We start from the raw sequence: 23,000 nt of genomic DNA, 5'->3' as shown, positions 1-23,000 counted from the left end.
CGCCTCGCGTCGCGGCCCTCGCCGCCGTCCTCATGACCGGCGTTCTCTTGGCGGCGGGTTCGACCATGCCCGACGGCCGCCCGACCCCGACGGGGCTGGAGGTGCCGCGCTGGGTGACGCTGAAGTCGTCGCAGGTGCGGGCGCGCCAGGGACCGGGCCTCGACTACCGCATCCTATGGGAATACCGCGCCGCAGGCCTGCCCGTTCAGGTGATCGCCGAGACGCGCGAGTGGCGCAAGATCTGCGACCCGGAAGGGTCCGTCGCCTGGATCCACCACACCGTCGCCTCGGGTCGTCGCAGCGTCTTCAACCGCTCGAACGAAGCGGTGCCGATCCGCTCGGGCCGGTCCGAGACCGCCTCGGTCCGCGCCCTTCTGTCGCCGAACGCCCTGATCCCCCTGGACGAGTGCGAGGACGGCTGGTGCCGGGTGCGGGCGCGCAAGCTGCGCGGCTGGGTCGCCGAACGCGCTGTCTTCGGCACGCAGGAGCGGGCCCTGTGCAACGCCGCCCGCCCGGCCGGCGCCGGCCGGGCCTCCTGATCTCATATAGTGACGGCATGGTTGAGCGCGGCCTCCGGGTCGTGTAACCCGCCAGCAACACCTTTCGGAGCCGATTTCCCTTGAGCCAGTCGCAATATCCGTCGTCGTTCGATCACGAAGGCCTGCTGGCCTCGGGCCGGGGCGAGCTGTTCGGTCCGGGCAACGCCCAACTGCCGGCCCCGCCCATGCTGATGTTCGACCGGATCAAGACCATTAGCGCCGACGGCGGCGACTACGGCAAGGGCTATGTCGAGGCTGAACTCGACATCAACCCGGACCTCTGGTTCTTCCAGTGCCACTTCATCGGTGATCCGGTCATGCCGGGCTGCCTGGGCCTAGACGCCATGTGGCAGCTGGTCGGCTTCTACCTCGGCTGGATCGGCGGCCCCGGCAAGGGCCGGGCGCTGGGCGTCGGCGAGGTCAAGTTCACCGGCCAGGTGACGCCGGACATCAAGAAGGTGGTCTACAAGGTCCACCTGAAGCGCGTCATCAACCGCAAGCTGGTCATGGGCATCGCCGACGGCGTGCTCGAGGCCGACGGCGAGGTCATCTACACCTGCGCCGACATGCGCGTCGGCCTGTTCGGCGGTGCGGCCCCGGTGGAACCGGACGCCGCCTGACACCACTTGTTGGATAGTCGCGGCCAACGCGGCGTCCGAAGACTTTGAGGATTGGAAACACCATGCGGCGTGTCGTCGTCACCGGACTGGGCATCGTCTCTTCCATCGGCACCGGCCAGGATCAGGTCGCGGCCTCCCTGCGCGACGCCAAGTCGGGCGTCCAGCACGCCGCCGACCACGCCAAATACGGCTTCCGCTCCCAGGTCTGGGCGCCGCCGGCCCTGGGCCACACGGCCGAGGACTGGGCGCCGCTGGTCGACCGCCGCGCCGCGCGCTTCCTGGCCAACGGCACGGCCTGGGCGCACATCGCCTTTGAAGAGGCGCTGAAGGACAGCGGCCTGTCCGCCGACGAAATCAAGAACGAGCGCATCGGCCTGATCGTCGGCGAGGGCGGCCCATCGACCCAGATCATCCTGCAGGCGGCGGCCACCACGGTCGAAAAGGGCTCGCCCAAGCGCGTCGGCCCCTTCGCCGTGCCCAAGGCGATGGCGTCCGGCCCCTCGGCCGTGCTGGCCACCTGGTTCGAGCTGAAGGGCATCAACTATTCGATCAGCTCGGCCTGCGCGACCAGCGCCCACTGCATCGGCGCGGCCGCCGAGCAGATCGCCTGGGGCAAGCAGGATGTGGTCTTCGCGGGCGGCTGCGAGGACATCGACTGGTCCATGTCGAACATGTTCGACGCCATGGGCGCCATGTCCTCCAACTTCAACGACACGCCCGACAAGGCCAGCCGCGCCTATGACACGGCGCGCGACGGCTTCGTCATCGCGGGCGGCGCGGGCATCGTGGTGCTGGAAGAGTACGAACGCGCCGTGGCGCGCGGCGCGACCATCTACGCCGAAGTCACCGGCTACGGCGCCAACTCGGACGGCTACGACATGGTGGCCCCCTCGGGCGAGGGCGCCGAGCGCTGCATGAAGATCGCGCTGGAAATGGCCGGCAACCCCAAGATCGACTACCTGAACCCGCACGGCACCTCGACGCCGGTCGGCGACAGCAAGGAGATGGGCGCGGTGCGCAACGTCTTCGGCGACGCCATGCCGATGATCTCCTCAACCAAGTCGCTGACGGGCCACTCGCTCGGCGCGGCGGGCGCGCAGGAAGCCATCTACTGCCTGCTGATGATGAAGCATGGCTTCGCCGCCGAGAGCGCCCACATCGAGACCCTGGACCCCGAGTTCGAGGGCATGCCGATCCTGCGTCAGCGCCACGACGGCGAACTGAAGCACGTCATGTCCAACAGCTTCGGTTTCGGCGGCACCAACGCCACCCTGATCCTGTCCAAGGTCTAAGCTTCACCGATCGGGAAAATACGAAGCGACACGAAAACGCCCCCATTCGGTCCTTCGCCCGCCCGGAACGACGCGCACACATGCATCATCGGCCCGTCGGAGTTCGGAAAAGTCCCGGATCCTGAACAGCCCCCCCAGCCCCCTGGATTTTTCCGCGTAGGGCTTCGGCGGGTCGATGCTTCCTCCAAGCGAGACGCCCGCGCCTGCCCCTCCTCCCCCTCCCCGGCAGCGCGGGCGTTTTGCTGTCCGCTTCCTACCAGACGCATAAGACTTCGCCCGCGCGACGCCGGGTCACGCGGGCGATTCCGATAAGCCTTCAGGTACGTGGGATCAGGCCGGCAGGTCGATCTCGACCCGTTCGCTGTCGCGCAGCACGATGACCGGCACGACCGCCTCGCCCGCCGCCTGAAGCCGCTGAGCCAGATCCTTCATGTCCGCGATCTCGGCGCCGTTCGCCTGGACCACCACATCGCCAGCCTGGAAGCCCGCGGCGGCGGCGGAAGACCCCGCCTCGACCACCGCGATCTGAGCCCCGCGTCCCGAGGCCGGATTGCGCACCGTCAGGCCGCGCGCCATGGCCGCCTGAACACCGACACGCACCGGCGCCGGATCGGACGGCTCGATCGTCAGCCGGGTCGAGGCCTCGCGGCCGTCGCGCAGATAGACGACCGGCATCTGGCTGCCCGCGCGCGCGATCCCGACCGTGGCCTGGACCGAGCCGGCGTTGGCCACCGGGCGGTCCTGGATGCGCGTCAGCACGTCGCCGGGCTTCAGCCCCGCCTTCTCGCCCGCCGAGCCCGGCTCGACGTCATAGACCACGGCGCCGCGCACGATGTTCGACCCGACCTCGCGCGCCCGCTCGGCCGTCAGGGAGCCGAGGCCCAGGCCGACGCGGCCGCGCTTGACCTCGCCGGTGGCGCGCAGCTGGTCGACCACGAACATCATGATACGCGTCGGCACGGCGAAGGCGATGCCGTCGTTGCCGCCGCCGAACCCGCCCGACAGGATGGCCGTGTTGATGCCGATCAGGCGCCCCCGGCTGTCCAGCAGCGGCCCGCCCGAGTTGCCCGAGTTCACCGCCGCGTCGGTCTGGATGTAGTCCTCGATGGCGTCGCCCATGCCCGAGCGGTTCAGACCCGAGATGACGCCCATGGTCAGGGTCTGGTCCAGACCCAGAGGATAGCCGACCGCGAACGCCAGATCGCCGCTGCGCAGGGTGTCGGAATCCACCGTCGCCACCTGCGACAGGCCCGTGGCGTCGATCTTCAGCACGGCGATGTCCGTCGCCTTGTCGGCGCCGATCAGGGTGGCGTCGAACAGGCGGCCGTCGATCAGGTCGACGGTGAATTTCTGACCGTTCTCGATGACGTGGTGGTTGGTGACGATGATGCCTTCGCGCGCGTCGATGATGACGCCCGAGCCGCCCTGCGACGGCTTGGGATTGTTTTCCGAGCTGGGACCGCGCGACTGGCCCAAGGTCGTCACCTGGACCACGGCGGGCAGGCTTTCCTCCAGCCCGGCGGCGAAGGTGAAGACGCCGCGCCGGGCGTCATAGGGCATGGCCGCCACGGGGGACTGGACGGTCGTCGCCGTCGCGGCCACGGGCGCAGCCTGGGCCATGCCGCTGAAGCTGAAGATCGCCAGGGCGGCGCCGGCCAGCAGGCTGTGTTTCGTCATTCCGGTTTCCTTCACGCGCCGACCGCCTTCGGTCGACAGACGGGCGAGCATCGCCGCCCCGCAGGCGAGACAAACGCGCGACAACGGCAAAGGATCGTCGCGTCGCGCGTTTTCTGCAACGCTTGTCTCAGAAGGCGGCTTCGCCGGTGATGGCGCGGCCCAGGATCAGGGCGTGAACGTCGTGCGCGCCCTCATAGGTGTTGACCGTCTCCAGGTTCATGGCGTGGCGCATGACGTGCAGTTCGCCGGTGATGCCGGCGCCGCCGTGCATGTCGCGGGCCTCGCGCGCGACGGCCAGGGCCTTGCCGCAGTTGTTGCGCTTCATTAGGCTGATGGCCTCAGGAACCCACGCGCCGGTGTCCAGCAGACGGCCCAGGGCGTAAGCGCCCTCGAAGCCGAGGAAGATCTCGGTCTGCATGTCGGCCAGCTTTTTCTGCACCAACTGGCGCGCAGATAGCGGGCGGCCGAACAGGGTGCGCTCGGCCACATAGTCGCGGCTGGCGTGGAAGCAGAACTCGGCCGCGCCCATCGCGCCCCAGGCGATGCCAAAGCGCGCCTTGTTCAGGCACGAGAACGGTCCGCGCAGACCCTGAACGCCCGGCAGGATATTGGCTTCCGGCACGAAGACGTCGTTCAGGCCGATGTCGCCCGTCACCGAGGCGCGGAGCGACAGCTTGTCGCCGATCTTGCCCGTGGTGAAGCCGTCGAAGTCGCGCTCGACGATGAAGCCTCGGATCACGCCATCCAGCTTGGCCCAGACGATGGCCAGGTCGGCGATCGGCGAGTTGGTGATCCAGTATTTGCCGCCGTTCAGGCGATAGCCGCCCTCGACTGCGACCGCCGTGGTCTTCATCGAGGCCGGGTCCGACCCGCCGTCCGCCTCGGTCAAGCCGAAGCAGCCGACCAGCTCGCCCGCCGCCATCTTCGGCAGGAACTTCATCTTCTGCTCTTCGGAACCGAAGGCGTAGATCGGATACATGGCCAGCGACGACTGCACCGACATGGCCGAGCGATAGCCGCTGTCGATCGCCTCGACCTCGCGCGCGATCAGGCCATAGGCGACATGCGACGCTTCAGAGCCGCCGTACTGTTCCGGCAGCATGGCGCCCAGGAAGCCCATCTCGCCCATCTCGGTCATGATGGCGCGATCGAACACCTCGTCGCGGAAGGCGGCGACGACGCGCGGCAGCAGGGCCTCGCGCGCATAAGACCGCGCCGCGTCCTGCACCATCCGCTCCTCATCAGTCAGACGGCCCGTCAGGTCGAAGGGGTCGTCCCAGCGGAAGGTCTGGCCCGAAGATTTCTGGGCGGAAGTGGTGTTGCCGTCGGCCATCGGTCGTCCTTTTAGATCTTGGCAGGGGCCTCACGCGGGGTTGAAGCGGCGTGACGAAGCGCCCCCTGTTGCTTCGGCGGGTTTAGGCCAGAATGCGACCGCCGGGTAGAGGGACCGGTGCGACCACGCTAGGCTGTCTTCATGTCGAACGCTTTCAACCGCCTGTTCCGCGACCACCCGCGTGAGCTCGACGAGACCTACCTCGAGCATATGGCCGCCTCGTCGCGCTTCGGCTTCAAACTGCTGCGCCTAGCGGGCTGCGCCTTCATCCATGCGGTGACGCCCGGCCTGCACAAGACCACGGTCTCCGACGCCATTCGCGGCATGGCCCACGACATGGGCGGCCGCGCCGCAGAGGCCCGCGAATGCCGCATGCGCGACGCGGGCGTCTGGGACGTCGGCCTCTAGGTCCCCGACGCGCCTTCAGTCCGGCGTCTGGGCGCGGCTGTAGAAGCCCGAGATGTCGGAACCCATGCCGCAGAAACGACCGGCGGCCGTGCTGTCCTCGACGAAGGCCCCTTCCGGTCCCACGCGCACCGTCACGACCGGCGCGTCGGCGCCGATGTCGGCCGCCGTCAGTTCGTTCACCTCGCCCTCGAAGGGGATGAGCTTGGCGTGGATGACGTCGTCGCGGTCCTGGGCGCCGCGCGCCTGAAGCTCGCAGTCGGCCGCCGTGGCCCCGCCGTTCGGAACGCCCCCGGCGCGGATCAGCACGCGCCATTCACCGCCTTCCTCGATCAGCTTGAGGTCGGCCTGGGCCGGATCGGTGCGGCGGAAGTCGGCGCTTCTCTCGGCGGCCGCCGGGGCCGTTGCGGGCGCAGGCGTGGCGGCGTCTTCAGCCTTAGGCGCGGCGGCTGGCGCCTCGGCCGGAGCGGGTCCGCAGGCCATGAGAGCCGCCGCCAGGGTCAGGGCGCCGGACGCGGGGATCAGATTGAGACGCAAGCAAACTCTCCATCACAAGGAAACGCGCGAAGCTCCGTTATTTTCAACGCGCCCGTCAACCGCTCGCCAACGCCTCAACCCAGGGCGCCGTTCACCGAGGCCCACAGATAGGCGCCCCCGGACAGCAGCAGGATCGCCGCGATCAGCGCCAAACCCGCCCATTGCAGCGCGCTGAAACGACGCGGCATGGCCGTGCCGACAAAGCCTGCTCCGGTCGCAAAGGCGAACAGGGCCAATCCGCGCGACGCCGTGCGAACCGTCGTATCGGGTCCGTCCAGATCATCGCCCTCATCCGTCGCGAACTCGCCGGTCCCCGCACGCGCCAGCAGGTCACGCGCCCGCGCCGCCTGATCCGCCCGCCCCATCAACCGGATGCCCAGGGCGCGCTGCATCAAGGGATCGACCGTGGTCTGAAACCGCTCCGTCACCGACACCTCGATATCGTGCGACGACAAGAAGGCGGCGGCCAGATCGGCCTCATAGACGTCGTGGTAGCGGGCGATCTCGACCAGGCTCATGCCGTCAGCCTAGCACGCCTGCGGGGCGCGCAATTGAAAACGGCGGGACCCAAAGATCCCGCCGTCGTCAGTCGTTCGCGTGATGCAGACCTTACAGGTCCAGCAGAGCGCGCGCCGGATCTTCCAGCAGTTCCTTGATGCGGACCAGGAAGGTCACGGCTTCCTTGCCGTCGACGATACGGTGGTCGTAGCTGAGGGCCAGGTACATCATCGGACGGATCTTGACCTCGCCGTTGATGGCCATCGGGCGCTGCACGATGTTGTGCATGCCCAGGATGCCCGACTGCGGCGCGTTCAGGATCGGCGTCGACATCAGCGAGCCATAGGTGCCGCCGTTGGTGATGGTGAAGGTGCCGCCCTGCATCTGGTCCATGGTCAGGGCGCCGTCACGGGCGGCCTTGCCCAGGGCGCCGATGCCCTTCTCGATGCCGGCCAGCGACAGGACGTCGGCGTCGCGCAGCACCGGAACCACCAGGCCCTTGTCGGTGCCGACGGCGATGCCGATGTCGTAGTGGTTCTTGTAGATGATGTCCGTGCCGTCGATCTCGGCGTTGACCGCCGGGATTTCGTGTAGGGCCTGAACCACCGCCTTGGTGAAGAAGGACATGAAGCCCAGCTTCACGCCGTGACGCTTCTCGAAGACTTCCTTGTACTGGGCGCGCAGGGCCATGACGTTGGTCATGTCCACCTCGTTGAAGGTGGTCAGCTGGGCGGCCGTGTTCTGGGATTCCTTCAGGCGGCGTGCGATGGTCTGACGCAGGCGCGTCATCTTCACCCGCTCTTCGCGCGGCTGATCGGCGCGCGGGGCCGCCGGAGCAGCAGCGACGGGCGCAGCCGGCGCGGCGGCGCCGATGGCGGCGATGGCGTCGGCCTTGGTGATGTTGCCCTTCGGACCCGAAGCCGACAGCGAGGCCGGGTTCAGGTTGTTCTCGGCCACCACGCGCTGGACGGCGGGCGACAGGTGGGTCGAAGCCGGAACCTGGGCCGAACCGGCGTTGGCCGGAGCAGCGGCCGGAGCCGGAGCAGCAGCCGGAGCAGCCGCAGAGGCGGCGACCGAACCGATCACCTGGCCGGGCGTCACGGTGTCGCCGTCAGCGGCGATGATGGTCAGGACGCCGGCGGCCGGGGCCGAGACTTCCACGGCCACCTTGTCGGTCTCGATCTCGACCAGCAGCTCGTCCTTGGCGACGGTGTCGCCCGACTTCTTCAGCCAGGTTCCGATCGAGCCTTCGGCGACGCTCTCGCCCATGGTCGGCACGGCGATGTCGACCGCAGCGCCGCCCGAAGCGGCCGGGGCAGCGGCGGGCGCCGCAGCCGCCGGAGCCGGGGCCGAAGCGGCGGCCGCGCCGCCTTCGGTCACCGAGCCCAGCACCGTGCCGGGAACGACGGTGTCGCCGTCATTGGCGTTGATCGCCGACAGCACGCCGTCGGCGGGGGCGACGACTTCAAGCGAGACCTTGTCGGTTTCCAGCTCGACCAGGACTTCGTCCTTCTTCACGGCGTCGCCGACCTTCTTGGTCCACTTGGCGATGGAGGCTTCGGCGACGGATTCACCGAGGGCGGGGGTCAGGATATCGGCCATCTTCAGTGTCTTTTCGTGTCTGAACTTTGCTTGTCTTTTAGGTCAGGCGCGGCGGTCAGGCCATGGCCTCGGCGAGGAAGGTCTCGAGTTCCTTCAGGTGTCGGCTCATCAGGCCCGCGGCGGTCGAGGCCGAAGCTGGGCGACCGACGTAGCGCGCGCGCTTGGCCTTCACGTTCAGCTTCTCGAGCGTCAGCTCGATCCACGGATCGACGAAGGTCCAGCCGCCCATGTTCTTGGGTTCTTCCTGACACCAGACCAGATCGGCGTTGGGGAAGCGGGCCAGTTCCGCCGAGATCGACTTGATCGGCCACGGATAGAACTGTTCCAGACGCAGGATGTAGATGTCGTTGACGCCCGCCTTCTCGCGCGCGTCCAGCAGGTCGTAATAAACCTTGCCCGAGCAGACGACGACCTTGCGGATGTCCTTGTCGGCCTTGAGCGTGACGCCCGCCACGTCCGGACGCAGCTCGGCGTCGTCGCGCAGCACGCGGTGGAAGGACGAACCCTCGGCCATGTCGGCCAGGGTCGAGACCGCCTTCTTGTGACGCAGCAGCGACTTGGGCGTCATCAGGATCAGCGGCTTGCGGAACGAGCGGTGCAGCTGGCGGCGCAGGATGTGGAAGTAGTTGGCCGGCGTCGTGCAGTTGGCGACCTGCATGTTGTTCTCGGCGCACTGCTGCAGGAAGCGCTCCAGGCGAGCCGAGGAGTGCTCCGGACCCTGGCCTTCATAGCCGTGCGGCAGCAGCATGGTCAGGCCACTCATCCGCAGCCACTTGCGCTCGCCCGACGAGATGAACTGGTCGATCACCACCTGGGCGCCGTTCACGAAGTCGCCGAACTGGCCTTCCCACATGGTCAGGGTGTTCGGGTCGGCCAGGGAATAGCCGTACTCGAAGCCCAGCACCGCCTCTTCCGACAAGGCCGAGTCGATGACCTCGAAATGGGCCTGGCCGTCGCGCAGGTTGTTCAGCGGGAAGTAGCGCTGCTCGGTCGTCTGGTCGGTCACGCCAGAGTGACGCTGCGAGAAGGTGCCGCGCACCGAGTCCTGGCCCGACAGGCGGATGTTGTAGCCTTCGTCCAGCAGGCTGGCGAAAGCCAGGCTCTCGGCCGTGGCCCAGTCGATGTTCACGCCGCTCGACACCGCATCGCGACGGCCGTCGATGACGCGCTTCAGCGTCTTGTGCATGTCGACGCTGTTCGGGATCGTCGTTAGGCGGTGGCCGTAGTCGAGCAGCTTCTCGGCCGGAACCCCGGTCTTGCCGCGCTGCTGCTGATCATCGCCCGCATCAACGCCCAGACCTTGCCACTGGCCGTCCAGCCAGTCGGCCTTGTCGGCCTTGAAGGTCTTGCCGGCCTCGAACTCGGCGTCGAGGAAGGCTTCGAAACGGGTGATCTCGGCGTCGGCCTCGGCCTGGCTGAGAACGCCTTCGCCGACCAGGCGCTTGACGTAGATCTCCAGCGTGGTCGGCTGGTTCTTGATCTTCGCGTACATCAACGGCTGGGTGAAGGTGGGATCGTCGCCTTCGTTGTGGCCGAAGCGGCGGTAGCAGAACATGTCCACCACCACGTCCTTGTGGAACTTCTGACGGTACTCGGTGGCGACCTTCGAAGCGAAGACGACCGCTTCCGGATCGTCGCCGTTGACGTGGAAAATCGGCGCCTGAACCATCAGCGCGACGTCAGACGGGTAGGGCGACGAGCGCGAGTTGCGCGGCGCCGTGGTGAAGCCGATCTGGTTGTTGATGACGAAGTGCAGGGTGCCGCCGGTGCGGTAGCCCTTCAGCCCCATCAGGGCGAAGCACTCAGCCACCACGCCCTGACCGGCGAAGGCGGCGTCGCCGTGGATCAGCAGCGGCACGACCTTGGAGCGATCCAGCACCCATTCGTTGTCCGGCTTGCCGACGTTGACCTCGGCCTCGCGGATGTCGAAGGCCTGCTTGGCGCGCGCCTTGCCCAGGACGACCGGGTTGACGATCTCCAGGTGCGAAGGGTTGGCGGTCAGCGACAGGTGGACCTTGTTGCCGTCGAACTCACGGTCCGACGAAGCGCCCATGTGGTATTTGACGTCGCCCGAACCTTCGATGTCCGACGGCACGGACGAACCGCCCTGGAACTCGTGGAAGATGGTCTTGTAGGGCTTGCCCATGACGGCGGCCAAGGTGTTCAGGCGGCCGCGGTGCGCCATGCCGAAGACGATCTCGTCGACGCCCAGGGCGCCGCCGCGCTTGATCACCTGCTCCAGGGCGGGGACCATGGCCTCGCCGCCGTCCAGACCGAAGCGCTTGGTGCCGGGGAAACGCTTGTGCAGGAAGCGCTCGAAGCCTTCGGCCTCGACCAGCTTCCTGAAGATGGCCAGCTTGCCTTCCTTGGTGAAGGCGTTCTGTTCAAACTTGTCCGGACCTTCGAAGCGCTGCTGCAGCCAGGCCTTCTCGTCCGGCTCGGCGATGTGCATGAACTGCACGCCGATGTTGCCGCAGTAGGTGCGCTTGAGGATTTCCAGCACCTGGCGGACCGAGCCGGTCTCCAGGCCCAGGACGCCGTCCAGGAAGATCGGGCGATCCATGTCGGCGGCGGTGAAGCCGTAGAACTCGGGCGTCAGCTCCGGGTTCTGGATCGGCGGCTCGATGCCCAGCGGATCGAGGTTGGCCTGCAGGTGGCCGCGCACACGATAGGCGCGGATCAGCATTAGGGCGCGGATGGAATCGTGGGCGGCGGCGCGCACGTCGGCGGCCGAAACGGCGCCCGAGGCGTCAGCGACCGGAGCGGCCGGGCGCGGGCCGGGCTTGCCGGCGGTCTTGGGGTCAACCTTGGGAGCCGGCCAGCGGCCGTCGAACACGGCGGTTTCCTCGGTCGGCTCGGCAGCGCCCGAACGGCCCCAGGAGCCGGCGGCGGCCGACTGCTTCACCAGGTCGGCGTTGTCCTTCAGTTGATCGAAGAAGGCGCGCCACTCCCCCGACACCGAGCCGGGGTCCGAAGCCCATTTTTCGTGCAGGTCCTCAATGAAGGCGGCGTTCGCGCCATAGAGGAAGGAGGTCTCGGCAAAGACCTGGTTCAGCCGACCCGCATCGTCCGCCATTTTTCTCTCAATCGTCCCTTTACAACCGCCCGCGCACAGCCGCGCGGAGAGCAGCGCCGTTCATATAGGCCCTGTTTCCTTACTGGTCATGACCGAAGGGAGGCGGACCAGGTGGAATTTGGTCGAATCGGCAAGAAAAAACGCCCCCGGACGATTCCGGAGGCGTTACAAAAGGTCACACGGCGCGAAAAACACCCCCGGAACGCGGATAGATTAGACTTTGGTCCAATCCGCCGCCCCGCCTGACGCCGTGACCTCCCTCAAGAAATCACGGCGCTCAAGCAGCGAGCGACCGCGTCGCGAGCGTTAGCGCCGCGCCTCCAAAGAGGCGCTGCTGAAGGGTTTAACCCTTCAGCACTTCCACCAGAGTCGTGCCCAGACGCGCCGGCGACGGCGAGACGCGGATGCCCGCGGCCTCCATGGCGGCGATCTTGGATTCCGCATCGCCCTTGCCGCCCGAGACGACAGCGCCGGCGTGGCCCATGGTGCGGCCCTTCGGCGCCGTGCGGCCCGCGATGAAGCCGGCCATCGGCTTCTTGCGGCCCTTCTTGGCTTCGTCGATCAGGAACTGGGCGGCGTCTTCTTCGGCCGCGCCGCCAATTTCACCGATCATGATGATGGATTCCGTGGCGTCGTCGGCCAGGAACATTTCCAGCACGTCGATGAACTCGGTGCCCTTGACCGGGTCGCCGCCGATGCCGACGGCCGTGGTCTGGCCCAGGCCTTCGTTCGTGGTCTGGAACACGGCTTCATAGGTCAAGGTGCCCGAACGCGAGACGATGCCGACGTTGCCCTTCTTGAAGATGTTGCCCGGCATGATGCCGATCTTGCACTCGTCCGGGGTCAGGACGCCGGGGCAGTTCGGGCCCAGCAGGCGCGAGTTGGAACGGTCCAGGCGAGCCTTGACGCGCACCATGTCCTGCACCGGAATGCCTTCGGTGATGCAGGTGATGAAGGGGATCTCGGCCTCGATGGCCTCGATGATGGCGTCGGCCGCGCCTGCCGGCGGGACGTAGATCACCGTGGCGTCGGCGCCGGTGCGCTCCTTGCCTTCGGCGACCGAGGCGAAGATCGGCAGGCTTTCGCCGTGCGAGCCGGTCCAGGTCTGGCCGCCCTTGGTCGGGTGCACGCCACCGACCATCTGGGTGCCGTGATAGGCCAGGGCCTGTTCGGTGTGGAAGCCGCCGGTCTTGCCGGTCAGGCCCTGGACCAGGATCTTGGTGTTCTTATTGACGAGAATGGACATGTGTCTGTGCTCTGAATTCTGTGTGTCTGCTGGGCGGTAGCGGCGCTTACGCGACCGCCGCGACGATCTTCTGGGCGGCGTCGTCCAGGTCGTCGGCGGCCTGGATGGTCAGGCCCGACTCGTTCAGGATCTTCTTGCCCAGTTCGGCGTTCGTGCCTTCCAGACGCACGACCAGCGGCACCTTCAGACCCACTTCCTTCACCGCGGCCACGACGCCCTCGGCGATGACGTCGCACTTCATGATGCCGCCGAAGATGTTGACGAGGATGCCCTCGACCTTCGGGTCAGCGGTGATGATCTTGAAGGCCGCCGCGACCTTGTCCTTGCCGGCGCCGCCGCCGACGTCGCAGAAGTTGGCGGGCTCTTTGCCGTACAGCTTGATGATGTCCATCGTCGCCATGGCCAGGCCGGCGCCGTTCACCATGCAGCCGATGTTGCCGTCCAGAGCCACATAAGCGAGGTCCCACTTCGAGGCCTCGATCTCCTTGGCGTCTTCTTCGGTCTCATCGCGCAAGGCGCGGATGTCTTCGTGGCGGTACAGGGCGTTGCCGTCGAACGAGACCTTGGCGTCCAGAACGCGCAGGCGGCCGTTCTCCATGACGATCAGCGGGTTGATCTCGAGCATGTCCATGTCCTTCTCGACGAAGGCCTTGTACAGGATCGGGAACAGCGACTTGCCGTCTTCAGCGGCGTCGCCCGTCAGCTCCAGCGCCCCGTTGATGGCGGCGATGTTCTCGGCGGTGACGCCGGCTTCCGGGTTGATGGCGATGGTGTGGATCTTTTCCGGGGTGGCGTGGGCCACTTCCTCGATATCCATGCCGCCTTCGGTCGAGACGACGAAGGCCGTTTGACCGACCGAGCGGTCGACCAGCAGCGAGCAATACAGCTCACGGGCGATGTCGGCGCCGTCTTCGATGTACAGGCGGTTGACCTGCTTTCCGGCTTCGCCCGTCTGGGCGGTGACCAGGGTGTTGCCCAGCATTTCCTTGGCGTGGGCGACGGCTTCCTCGATCGAGAAGGCCAGACGCACGCCGCCCTTGGCGTCGGCGCCCAGTTCCTTGAACTTGCCCTTGCCGCGGCCGCCGGCGTGGATCTGCGACTTCACGACGTAGAGCGGGCCAGGCAGTTGCTTGGCGGCGGCTTCGGCCTGGTCGGCCGAGGTGATGGCGACGCCCGCCGCGACCGGGGCGCCAAAGCCCTTGAGGACCTGCTTGGCCTGATACTCGTGAATGTTCATGTCTGGATCCGCGCCGTTAGGGAGGTTTGTGGAAACTTTGGCCGCGCTTATAGGCGTCGCGCCTTCGCCTGCGCAACCGCCTGTCGTCTTATGGCCTCATGAGGATTTTCTTATGCCGGGCGGCGAGCCTGCTTCAGGCCGCCGCCCGGTCCATCTTCGGGGCGATTAGTCGACCCAGTCCTTCTTGAGCGTGCGCGAGGCGCCGAACAGCAGGGCCGAGGACAGAAGATAGAAGCCCATCCCCGTATAGATGGCCCAACGCAGGCTCTCCTCGCCGAAGGCCGGGCGCAGCAGGTCGCTCATCCAGCCGAAGTAGTAGATGCCGACGGCGATCCCCAGCAGGTTGTTGATCAGCAGGAACAGGGCCGAGGCCGTGGTCCGCATGGCCGGCGTAGCCAGGTGCTGCACCGCCGCCGTGACCGGACCCAGCCAGGTCAGGTTCAGACCCGTCGGGATCAGGAAGATCAGGAAGGCCATGGTCAGGGCCGCCGCGCCGTTGGGATCGGACCCCGGCATGACCGCGCCCACCACCGCGCCCGAGTTCATCGCCAGGATGAAGCAGGGCACCGAGATCAGGAAGGCGATCGCCGGCGTCAGCGGATAGGCCGCCTTGGATTTCTTGCCCAGCCGGTCGGCCATGGAGCCGCCCAGCCAGATGCCCGCCACCCCGCCGACCAGGACGATGGCCGAATAGTACCAGGCCGTCTGCGACAGGGTCAGGCCGAAGCTGCGCATGAAGAAGCTAGGCAGCCAGGCGGCCACGCCATAGCCGCAGACCGAAGACGACGCCGCCCCGAACGCCAGCAGCCAGAAGCTGGGCTTGGGCGCCAAGGTGCGCACCACTTCCTTGAAGGGCGGCGCCTTGAGCTCCTTGGCGACGGGAGCGGCCGCGACCGGCGCCGCGAGCGCCGCCGGCTCGACGTCCAGTCCGCCGCGCTTGGGATCCTTGACCGTCAGGCGCAACACCGGCGCGACCAGCACGCCCAGAACGCCGACCACGATGAAGGCCGTGCGCCAGCCATAGGTCGCCGCCAGCAGGCCGCCGACCAGGGTGCCCGCCGCCATGCCCAGCGGAATGCCGAAGGCGTAAGCCGCGAGCGCCCGCGCCCGCTGCGACTTGGGAAAATAGTCGGCGATCAGGGAATAGGCCGGCGCCACGCCGCCCGCCTCGCCGATGCCCACGCCCATGCGGCACAGGAACAGCGAACCGAACCCGCCCGCCAGACCGCACAGGGCGGTGAAGCCGGACCAGATGGTCAGGGCGCCGGTCATGATCCAGACCCGGCTGAACCGATCGGCCAGCCAGGCGATCGGAATGGCCAGGGTCGAATAGAGCAGGGCGAAGGCCAGCCCCCCCAACAGGCCGAACTGGGTGTCGCTGAGGTTGAACTCGGCCTTCAGCGGCGCGGCCAGGATGCCGATGATCTGCCGATCCAGGAAGTTCAGCATGTAGATGAGGATCAGAACCCCCAGCACATAGTAGCGATAGCTCGGCGACGCGGCGCGCGCGTCGAGCGTCCCCGCGTCGGCCTTTGCGGCCTCGATCTGGCTCATGGACGTTCCCCGACTATGTTCCTTAAGACGACGGTAGCGGCCTCGCCGCTCCGCGCCACAAAAAAGAAGGGCGGCGGCTCCCATGAACCGCCGCCCGCGATCAGATGATCAGGCGTTCAGGAGAAATGACCCGGATCAGAACTTCAGCCCGACCGTGGCCGTGACGGTGCGCGGCGCGCCGTAGTAGCCGATCAGGGAGTCGCCGAAGAGAGCGCCCGGGAAGACATAGCCGCCCACGCGATACTGCTCGTCCGACAGGTTCTTGCCGTGGACGCCGACCGTCAGGCGGTCGTTCGAAGACGTCCACACCAGACTGGCGTCGAACATCCAGAAGGCTTCCTGGTCGAGGACCGGGCTGGCCGTCTCGAACAGCTGGTAGTCGCCGCGATAGGAGGCCGACGGGATGAAGGCCAGGCTGGAGCCGTTCGCCATCCAGTGGGTGTAGGTGGCGCCGATCGAGCCGGTCCATTCCGGCGTGTTCTGGAAATCGCGCTGATCCGAGACGTCGACGAAGCAGCCCGGCAGGGTCGGACAAGTCGTGTTCAACGGGCCAGTAGGGATATAGGCGGCGAACTGATCGAACTCGGCGTCCGTATAGCTGAGCATGCCGTTCAGGGTCAGGCTGTCCGTCACGCGCAGGCGGCCTTCGAACTCCCAACCACGGATGCTGGATGAGCCGACGTTATCGACGACCGAGGCGACGGTGGAGCCAGACGGATACTGGGTGGTGATCTGCTGATCCTCATATGAGGAGTCGTAGATGGCCGTCGCGAAGTTGAGTCGGTTGTCGAACAGCGAACCCTTCAGGCCGATCTCCCAGGTCTCGACCGTTTCAGGCTCATAGCCCTTGATCGTGTCCGGATAGGCGACCGCGTCGCCGCGCATGTCGAAACCGCCGGATTTGAAGCCCTGGCCCCATGAGACATAGGTCGTCAGGTCCGGGTTCAGCTTGTAGGAGACGCTGACGCGCGGGGTGAATTTCTCAAACTCGCGGGTCGCCGAGTAATTGGTGCGTGGCGCGCCAAAGGGCACGGCTCCGCCATTGCCGAAATCGGGGCTGCGGATACCTGCATACTGCTGTCGGAAGACGGTCCCGGTCTTTTCATCGTGGGTCCAGCGAGCGCCGACCGACACCGACAGGGCGTCGGTCACATCATAGGAGAAGTCGCCAAAGACGGCGTAGCTCTTGGTGTCCACCGAACCGGAGGTCAACGTCGTCAGGCCGACGGGGAAGGTGCCCGCCGGAAGACCGAGAACCACATTGGCGTCATAGAGGCCCAGAACGGTGTCGAAGGCGCCCGACGCCGTGGCGTCCAGGTAGTAGACGCCGGCCACGCCCGACCAGCGGCCGCCGCTGAAGACGGCTTGGAATTCCTGGCTGAACTGGTCGTCGTCGTAGCGGGCCGGAATGTCGAGGATCGGCTGCGGCAGGTTGTCGAAGTCAATGTTGCCACGCGTCAGTCCGTCCCGTTGGGCGGTCACCGACTTCAGCGTCAGCCACTCATTGACGGTCCACTCGCCGGTCAGCGACAGGCCCTTGGACTCGACCCGGTTCGCATCGCCTGCGCCTGCGTTGGTGTCGTAGACGTCGGCCGGGCTCGGAGCCAGTTCGCGGTGACCGTGACGGGCGTTGGAGTCGTCCTTCACGATATCGCCGGCCAGGCGGAAGAACAGGTTGTCCGTCGGCGTCCACTCGGCGCTGAAGCGCGCCGCCGTCACGTCCTTGTTATAGTGTTCGTTGCCCGTGTTCAGGTTCGTGCCGTAGCCGTCGCGCAGATAGCGGGCGACCGCCGCCGAGACCGCGAACTTGTCGTTGAAGGGCAGTTCGGCCGAAGCGACCAGGTCGCGCTGGTTGAAGCTGCCGTAGGAGGCGCGGATCTGGCCTTCCGGCTCATCGGCGTCGATGCGCTTGGTGACGTATTTGATCGCGCCGCCGATCGTGTTGCGGCCGTAAAGCGTGCCTTGCGGGCCGCGCAAAATCTCGATGCGCTGGATGTCGAAGATGTCCAGAACGGCCGCCTGCGGACGGGCGATGTAGACGTCGTCCATATAGAGGCCGACGCCCGGCTCGAAGCCCCAGAGCGGATCCTGCTGGCCCACGCCGCGGATGAAGGAGATCAGGGTGGAGTTGGAGCCGCGGGCCGCCTGCAGCGTCAGGCTGGGCGCCGAACGGGTCAGCTCGGTGATGTCGGCCGAGCCCTTCTGTTCCAACTGCTCAGCCGAGAAGGCGGAGACCGCCACCGGCACGTCCTTCAGCGCTTCGTCGCGACGGCGCGCGCTGACGATGATGTCATCGACGGACGAGACCTGCTCGCCGACAGGCGCCGCCTCCTGAGCCTGCGCCGCAGTGGTCATCACGCCGAATGCGGCGCCCGCCAGCAAGGCGGTCTTCACGAGTCTGTTCATGTGCATCCCAATCTTGTTTCCAGCCCGATCGACGCTTTTATTCAGCGTTCAATGATTTTTTGCATTGGTGACGGTCTTTCGCCCGCCTGTCAAACGGCCAAGCCTGATTTCCGTCACGGAAAGGCCCGCCCTGTGGCGCCGTTGCACTAACCCCCAAAGCGCGACTAGCTTCCGGCCATGACGAAGAGCGACCTGCCGCCGCCCCAGATTCCACCGCTGCCCGCCGCGCCTGCACGGCGCGGGCGGCCCAAGAAGTCCAAGGCGGCCGCTGCGGGCGAGACGCGCGACGCCATTCTGAACGCGGCCGAGGACCTGTTCTCCAAGCACGGCTTCTACGGCGTCACCATCCGCGAGGTGGCGCGCGAGGCGGGCGTGGATACGGCCCTGGTCCACTATTATTTCGGGGCCAAGAAGGAGCTGTTCGACGCCGTCTTCAACCGCCGCGCCGAGGTGTGGAACGCCGAGCGCGTCGCCGCGGTCGATCGTTACGCCGAGGCTGCGGGCGACGCCATGACGCTGGAAGGACTGTTCGAAGCTTTCCTGCGTCCGCCGTTCCAGTGGTCGCTGAAGGGCGGGCCGGGGTGGAAGCACTACGCCGCCCTGGTGGCCCAGACCAACGCCAACCCCGCCTTCGGCGGCGAGACCATGGCCCGCTATTTCGACCCGGCGATCCGCCGCCTGCTGGAGCTGGTCAAGCGCATCATGCCCGAGGCGGACGAAGCCGACCTCTATTGGGCCTATCACAACCTCTCGGGCGCCCTGACGCTAACCCTGGGCGAGACAGGGCGACTGGACCGCCTGTCCGGCGGCCTGTGCCAGTCCGGCGATCTGGACAGCGCCTGCGACTACATGGTGCGGTTCGCCGCCGCCGGCTTCCGCGCCGTCTGCGGTCCGGCGCGCGCGTGACGCCGCGACTGGATTTCTCGCCGGGCTCCAAGGCGCGCGACTTCCTGCGCGGCCTGGCGGTGGCCGTCGGGGCCGGCGTCTTCCTGGCGCTCGGCGGAGCCTTCGGCTCCAACGGCGCGCCGCTGGCGCAGCGTCTGGCCTATTGGGTGCCCGTGCTCGTCGTCGGCGGCCTGTGGGGGCACCTGTGCAGCCTGCTGGTCGAGCGCTTCATCGACGTGGACGCGCGCCCCTGGCTGGGCGTCGCCGCCCTGACCCTGGTCATCACCGGGCCCTTGACCCTCATGGTCTGGGCCATGACCGGCCTGATGTTCGAAGGCCAGTTGCGTCACGCCGACGACCTGCGCCACTTCTTCTCGCCGGTGGCGCTGATCACCGCCGTACTCAGCGTCCTGAACGTCTTCCTGGGCCGCAAGCAGCCGGTCGAGACCCACGCCGCCGCGCCGGGCGCCGCGCCCGCCCGCTTCCTCGACCGCCTGCCGCCCAAGCTGCGCGGCGCGCGGCTGATCGCGGTCCAGGCCGAGGACCACTATCTGCGCCTGCACACCGACAGAGGCTCGGACCTGATCCTGATGCGGCTGTCCGACGCCCTGGGCGAACTGGAAGGGCTGGAAGGCGCCCAGACCCACCGCAGCTGGTGGGTGGCCAAGGGCGCCGTGGCCTCGGTCGCACGCGGCGACGGCCGCGCCGCCCTGACGCTGGACGGCGGCCCCGGCGGCGAGCTGATCGCCCCCGTCAGCCGCCGCTACGCCAAGGCCCTGCGCGACGCGGGCTGGTGGTGAGCCCCTACAGCCAGCGCTTCTTGCGGAAGACGAGATACGGCAGGGCGGCCGACAGGATCATCGCCCCCACCGCCGCCGGATAGCCGTACCGCCAGTGCAATTCCGGCATCACATCGAAGTTCATGCCGTAGATGGAGGCGATCAGCGTCGGCGGCAGCAGGGCCACGGCCGCGACCGAGAAGATCTTGATGATCTGGTTCTGCTCCAGATTGATCAGGCCCAGGGTCGCATCCATCAGGAAGGTCACCTTGGACGACATGGAGACGCTGAGCTCGCTCAGCGCCGCCGCATCGCGTTGCAGCAAGCGCACGGTCTGGCGCGCCTCGCGGTCCGCCTTGCCCCCGGCGCGCGCGCCCGACAGCGCCGCGTGATAGGCCAGCAAGCGCTGCAGGCTGGACAGGCTCTCGCGGATCAGGGCCAGGAAGTCGCCCGCCCGGCCGATGTCCTGGATCACCAGTTGCAGGTTGTGACTCTCCACCGCCTTGGGGTCGCGCTTGCGGAAGATCTGGCGCGAGATGGCGTCCAGCTCCAGCCCCTTCATCTCCAGGGCGTCGGCGTAGCGGTCGATGACGGCCTCGATCAGCCCCATCATGATGGCCTCGCCGCCGGCCAGCTTCTCGCCCGGCTTGTGGGTGGCGCGGGCGATGAACAACTGGAAGGAGCGCGGCTGGCCGTAGCGCACCGTCACCAGCCGCCCGCCCTTGAGGATGAAGGTCACGGGCGTCTTGACCGGATCATGCGTCTCCAGATCCGTGGCCACGGCGGCGATCATGAAGACGCCGTTGTCTTCGGCGTAGAGACGGGCCGACGGTTCGACATCGTCCATCTCGTCCCGGCTGGGGATGTCGATGCCGGTCAGGGTCTCCAACGCGGCCACCTCATCGGCGGTCGGGGAGACGAGGTCGATCCAGCAGGCGGGGCCGTGATCCACGGCCGTGTCCAGGCGCACGAGCCGATCGGCGCGCCAGTCATAGGCGTTCAGCATAAGTCGCTTCCTTTCGCGAGGACCCTCGCGCGGAAGCGGAGCGTCCTCAGAGCGTCGAAGAAGTTGAAGACTGACTTCGGTCTTCGGGGTTCATCTGAGGGTTTCCAAAAAGACGCCGCCCCAAGACAGGCATCTGGGCGGCGAAGGGGTCTTGGCCCGTTCGGCGGCGGGGGTCAACCGCACGCCGATGGGCCGCAGCGAGGCGAAGGCGCGGTGTGGCTTTCACGCCCAGTTCCCATGAAACGCCGCCGGCAGGGCCACGTCGGCGCGCCAGGTGGCGACCGGGCCGTCCTCGACGTGCATCAGGTCCAGGACGTGCAGTTCGCTGACCCCGGCCTTCAAATTGATGGTCGGGCCGACCAGCCAGGCGTCGGCCTCGTGCGCTCCGCCGGGCTTGGGGACGTAGACCATCTCGTCCGTCACATGGCCGGGGCCGAAGTCGAAGGACCGGGTGCGGCCGGACGACCAATCGGTAACGGCCACCGCCGAGGCCAGGGGCCGATCGGCGCGCTCGCCCGTGGTGTGCAGGCTGAAGCGACGCGCCAGGCCGGCGCGGCGCGGGTCGCTGCGGGGGAACTCGCCGACCACGCCCGTCCGCTCCAGCCGCCCGCGGCCGTTCGGCGACAGCACGACCATGGCCAGCTCGGCCGGTTCGCCGCCCAGCGGCACCCCGTTCAGCACCTCCTGAGCGCCGCGCGCAGCGAAGTCCATGTCCTTGTGCGCGCACAGGTCGAAGCGGATCGTGCCGTCCGCCTCGTCCCAGGCGTCGCCGACGTGGAAGAAGCCGAAGGGCGGCAGGTCGTAGAGGCGGCGCTGCGACAAGTCGGCCTTGTCCACCACCAGCACCTGCGTCCCCGCCTCGGGCGTCCAGTCGAAGCCCGCCGACATCGGCGCGACGTTGCGGACATGGACCCAGGGCTGAAGCACGATGACCAGATGGCGGGCTGTGGCGCTGAAGTCGTGGATGTAGCTGGCGCGCGGCAGGGCGATCACCTCGGCGTCCTCCAGCGTCCCGTCCGCCGCCAGGCGCCAGACCATTGCCTGCCTGCCGTTCACGCCCAGGTTCCAGATGCGGCCGTCCGGCTCGATACGCGGGTGGGCCAGGAAGGGCATGTTCTTCAGATCGGGACGCAGCGCGACGAAGTCCTCGGTCTCCAGCGTCTCGGGGTCCATGGCCAGGGGCGAGCCCGCCTCCCAAAGGGCCCACAGCTTGCCGCCGACCTTGTGCACCGAGGTGTTGGCCGGGCTGGCGTCGTCGGCCGAGCCGATGCGGGCGCGCGGGTCGCCGACGGTGCCGAAGCCGGGCATCAGCATGGCCCCGGCCTCGGTCTCCTGGCGCCGCTTGCGGGTGTCGGCGAAGCGGGCGGCAAGGCTGGCCTGACCGTCCTGCACCCGCCAGCGGCGGATCAGGCCGTCCCCGTCGAACCAGTGCTGGGATGAACCGCCCGGCCGTCGAAACTTGGCCGGACCGTTGCGATAGAGGCTGCCCGACAGCCCCTGCGGCGCCCGGCCGTGCACGAGGCGCAAGGCGCGCGGGGCGATGTCGCTCTCGACGTCGGCGGTGGCCAAAGACCAGTCGGCGGTCGCCGCCAAGGCTTGTAGAGCATAGGCCCGATCAGGGGCTAGGACGCGGGCGGCGGCCAAGGCGGCGGCGCCCATGAACAGGGTGCGGCGGGTCGGGGTCATGGCGATCTCTTCAGACAACGGGGCTTAACGGATGCGGATGGTCTGGGCCGTGACGCCCGAGACGTCGAAACGGGCGCGCTCCCACTTGGCCGGACCCATGTTGCCGACGGCGTTGTTGGAGAAGGCGAAAGGCTCGGTCGGCATGCCGAACGGGTTCACGTCCATCTTTCCGTTGCCGTTGACATCATGGAACGCCTTCATGCCGTAGGCGCCGGCGGGCAGGTTCTCGAACACGGCGGCGCGCTCACCCGTCCCCACATCAACCTGGGCCACACGGCTCGGCGCGCCGCGCTCATAGGCGGCCTCATCGGCATAGAGGGCGACCATGACGGCGCCGGTCTGCGCGCCTGTCTCGAAGGTGAAGGTCAGACGGTTGTCGGCGGTTTGGGCGACGGCCGGAACGGCGAAAGCCAGAGCGGCGGCGATAACAATATGGCGGATCATGACGGGCGTCCTTGTAGGCGGGGTGAAGAAGTCGCCGCCTTCCTCCCGCGCCGCGCCGAACCCCGCCAGCGACCTTGCGCCTGCGACCGCCGCGCCTTCGCCAACGACCACCGCTCGCCGTTCACGAAGCGCCAATGACCGGCTTGGTCGCGGCCTGCGGCAGCAGCCCGGCTTGCTC

The 23,000-nt window shown here is 67.6% G+C and carries 20 protein-coding genes; 6 read left to right on the top strand and 14 right to left on the bottom strand.

Features of this window, described 5'->3' with window-relative positions; translation table 11 throughout:
* Window positions 1-32: 32 nt before the first annotated feature.
* The 3 genes from AC3IPP_RS17225 to fabB all read left to right on the top strand — a co-directional run bounded on the left by AC3IPP_RS17225 (window position 33) and on the right by fabB (window position 2,451).
* The gene (locus AC3IPP_RS17225) at window positions 33-539 is read left to right on the top strand and encodes an SH3 domain-containing protein (RefSeq protein ID WP_489149830.1); all 507 of its coding nucleotides are present in this window, start codon (window positions 33-35) and stop codon (window positions 537-539) included.
* Between the two features lie 80 nt (window positions 540-619).
* Window positions 620-1,159 carry a 3-hydroxyacyl-[acyl-carrier-protein] dehydratase FabA gene (gene fabA / locus AC3IPP_RS17220; RefSeq protein ID WP_087141812.1) on the top strand — a complete coding sequence of 180 codons (540 nt, stop codon included), beginning with the start codon at window positions 620-622 and terminating at the stop codon, window positions 1,157-1,159.
* 62 nt (window positions 1,160-1,221) lie between these two features.
* Window positions 1,222-2,451 carry a beta-ketoacyl-ACP synthase I gene (fabB, locus tag AC3IPP_RS17215; RefSeq protein ID WP_489149829.1) on the top strand — a complete coding sequence of 410 codons (1,230 nt, stop codon included), beginning with the start codon at window positions 1,222-1,224 and terminating at the stop codon, window positions 2,449-2,451.
* 330 nt (window positions 2,452-2,781) lie between these two features.
* On the opposite strand, the gene AC3IPP_RS17210 is transcribed toward fabB, so the two are convergent.
* Window positions 2,782-4,128: a S1C family serine protease gene (locus tag AC3IPP_RS17210; RefSeq protein WP_489149828.1), complete on the bottom strand. Its 1,347-nt coding sequence runs from the start codon at window positions 4,126-4,128 to the stop codon at window positions 2,782-2,784.
* Window positions 4,129-4,255: 127 nt separating this feature from the next.
* Window positions 4,256-5,461, bottom strand: coding sequence for an acyl-CoA dehydrogenase (locus tag AC3IPP_RS17205; RefSeq protein ID WP_489149827.1), 1,206 nt, complete (start codon window positions 5,459-5,461; stop codon window positions 4,256-4,258).
* A gap of 141 nt (window positions 5,462-5,602) precedes the next feature.
* On the opposite strand from AC3IPP_RS17205, the gene AC3IPP_RS17200 reads away from it, so the two are divergent.
* Window positions 5,603-5,869 (top strand): DUF6356 family protein, encoded by a 267-nt coding sequence (locus AC3IPP_RS17200; RefSeq protein ID WP_489149826.1) that lies wholly within the window; start codon window positions 5,603-5,605, stop codon window positions 5,867-5,869.
* Between the two features lie 15 nt (window positions 5,870-5,884).
* On the opposite strand, the gene AC3IPP_RS17195 is transcribed toward AC3IPP_RS17200, so the two are convergent.
* The 9 genes from AC3IPP_RS17195 to AC3IPP_RS17155 all read right to left on the bottom strand — a co-directional run bounded on the left by AC3IPP_RS17195 (window position 5,885) and on the right by AC3IPP_RS17155 (window position 18,022).
* A complete protein-coding gene (locus AC3IPP_RS17195; RefSeq protein WP_489149825.1) occupies window positions 5,885-6,403 on the bottom strand; it encodes a hypothetical protein in 519 nt (172 codons plus the stop codon).
* Window positions 6,404-6,477: 74 nt separating this feature from the next.
* Window positions 6,478-6,921 carry a putative signal transducing protein gene (locus AC3IPP_RS17190; protein WP_489149824.1) on the bottom strand — a complete coding sequence of 148 codons (444 nt, stop codon included), beginning with the start codon at window positions 6,919-6,921 and terminating at the stop codon, window positions 6,478-6,480.
* Between the two features lie 91 nt (window positions 6,922-7,012).
* Window positions 7,013-8,503, bottom strand: coding sequence for a 2-oxoglutarate dehydrogenase complex dihydrolipoyllysine-residue succinyltransferase (gene odhB / locus AC3IPP_RS17185; protein WP_489149823.1), 1,491 nt, complete (start codon window positions 8,501-8,503; stop codon window positions 7,013-7,015).
* A gap of 55 nt (window positions 8,504-8,558) precedes the next feature.
* Complete coding sequence (locus AC3IPP_RS17180) at window positions 8,559-11,579, bottom strand: 2-oxoglutarate dehydrogenase E1 component (RefSeq protein ID WP_489149822.1); 3,021 nt, start codon at window positions 11,577-11,579, stop codon at window positions 8,559-8,561.
* 213 nt (window positions 11,580-11,792) lie between these two features.
* On the bottom strand, window positions 11,793-11,843 hold the full coding sequence (locus AC3IPP_RS17175; RefSeq protein ID WP_489177470.1) for a hypothetical protein: 51 nt from the start codon (window positions 11,841-11,843) through the stop codon (window positions 11,793-11,795).
* A gap of 79 nt (window positions 11,844-11,922) precedes the next feature.
* A complete protein-coding gene (gene sucD, locus AC3IPP_RS17170; protein WP_087141820.1) occupies window positions 11,923-12,825 on the bottom strand; it encodes a succinate--CoA ligase subunit alpha in 903 nt (300 codons plus the stop codon).
* Window positions 12,826-12,871: 46 nt separating this feature from the next.
* Window positions 12,872-14,062, bottom strand: a complete 1,191-nt coding sequence (sucC, locus tag AC3IPP_RS17165) for an ADP-forming succinate--CoA ligase subunit beta (RefSeq protein ID WP_489149821.1) — start codon at window positions 14,060-14,062, stop codon at window positions 12,872-12,874.
* A 165-nt stretch (window positions 14,063-14,227) separates the two neighbouring features.
* Entirely contained in the window at window positions 14,228-15,616 is a 1,389-nt protein-coding gene (locus AC3IPP_RS17160; protein WP_489149820.1) for a spinster family MFS transporter, read from the bottom strand.
* A 135-nt stretch (window positions 15,617-15,751) separates the two neighbouring features.
* Window positions 15,752-18,022: a TonB-dependent receptor gene (locus AC3IPP_RS17155; protein WP_489149819.1), complete on the bottom strand. Its 2,271-nt coding sequence runs from the start codon at window positions 18,020-18,022 to the stop codon at window positions 15,752-15,754.
* Window positions 18,023-18,199: 177 nt separating this feature from the next.
* Between AC3IPP_RS17155 and AC3IPP_RS17150 the strand changes: the two genes are divergently transcribed.
* A complete protein-coding gene (locus tag AC3IPP_RS17150) occupies window positions 18,200-18,928 on the top strand; it encodes a TetR/AcrR family transcriptional regulator (RefSeq protein WP_489149818.1) in 729 nt (242 codons plus the stop codon).
* Complete coding sequence (locus AC3IPP_RS17145) at window positions 18,925-19,707, top strand: LytTR family DNA-binding domain-containing protein (RefSeq protein WP_489149817.1); 783 nt, start codon at window positions 18,925-18,927, stop codon at window positions 19,705-19,707. The genes AC3IPP_RS17150 and AC3IPP_RS17145 overlap by 4 nt, the downstream gene beginning before the upstream one ends.
* A 4-nt stretch (window positions 19,708-19,711) precedes the next feature.
* On the opposite strand, the gene AC3IPP_RS17140 is transcribed toward AC3IPP_RS17145, so the two are convergent.
* From AC3IPP_RS17140 to AC3IPP_RS17130, 3 genes are all read right to left on the bottom strand, one after another.
* Window positions 19,712-20,692, bottom strand: coding sequence for a magnesium transporter CorA family protein (locus tag AC3IPP_RS17140; RefSeq protein WP_489149816.1), 981 nt, complete (start codon window positions 20,690-20,692; stop codon window positions 19,712-19,714).
* A 222-nt stretch (window positions 20,693-20,914) separates the two neighbouring features.
* Window positions 20,915-22,378: a carotenoid oxygenase family protein gene (locus AC3IPP_RS17135; RefSeq protein ID WP_489149815.1), complete on the bottom strand. Its 1,464-nt coding sequence runs from the start codon at window positions 22,376-22,378 to the stop codon at window positions 20,915-20,917.
* 24 nt (window positions 22,379-22,402) lie between these two features.
* The gene (locus AC3IPP_RS17130) at window positions 22,403-22,822 is read right to left on the bottom strand and encodes a DUF2141 domain-containing protein (protein ID WP_489149814.1); all 420 of its coding nucleotides are present in this window, start codon (window positions 22,820-22,822) and stop codon (window positions 22,403-22,405) included.
* Window positions 22,823-23,000 lie beyond the last annotated feature (178 nt).

Source organism: Brevundimonas sp. KH_060, assembly GCF_057838275.1.
This window is presented reverse-complemented; position numbering and strand designations above follow the sequence as displayed.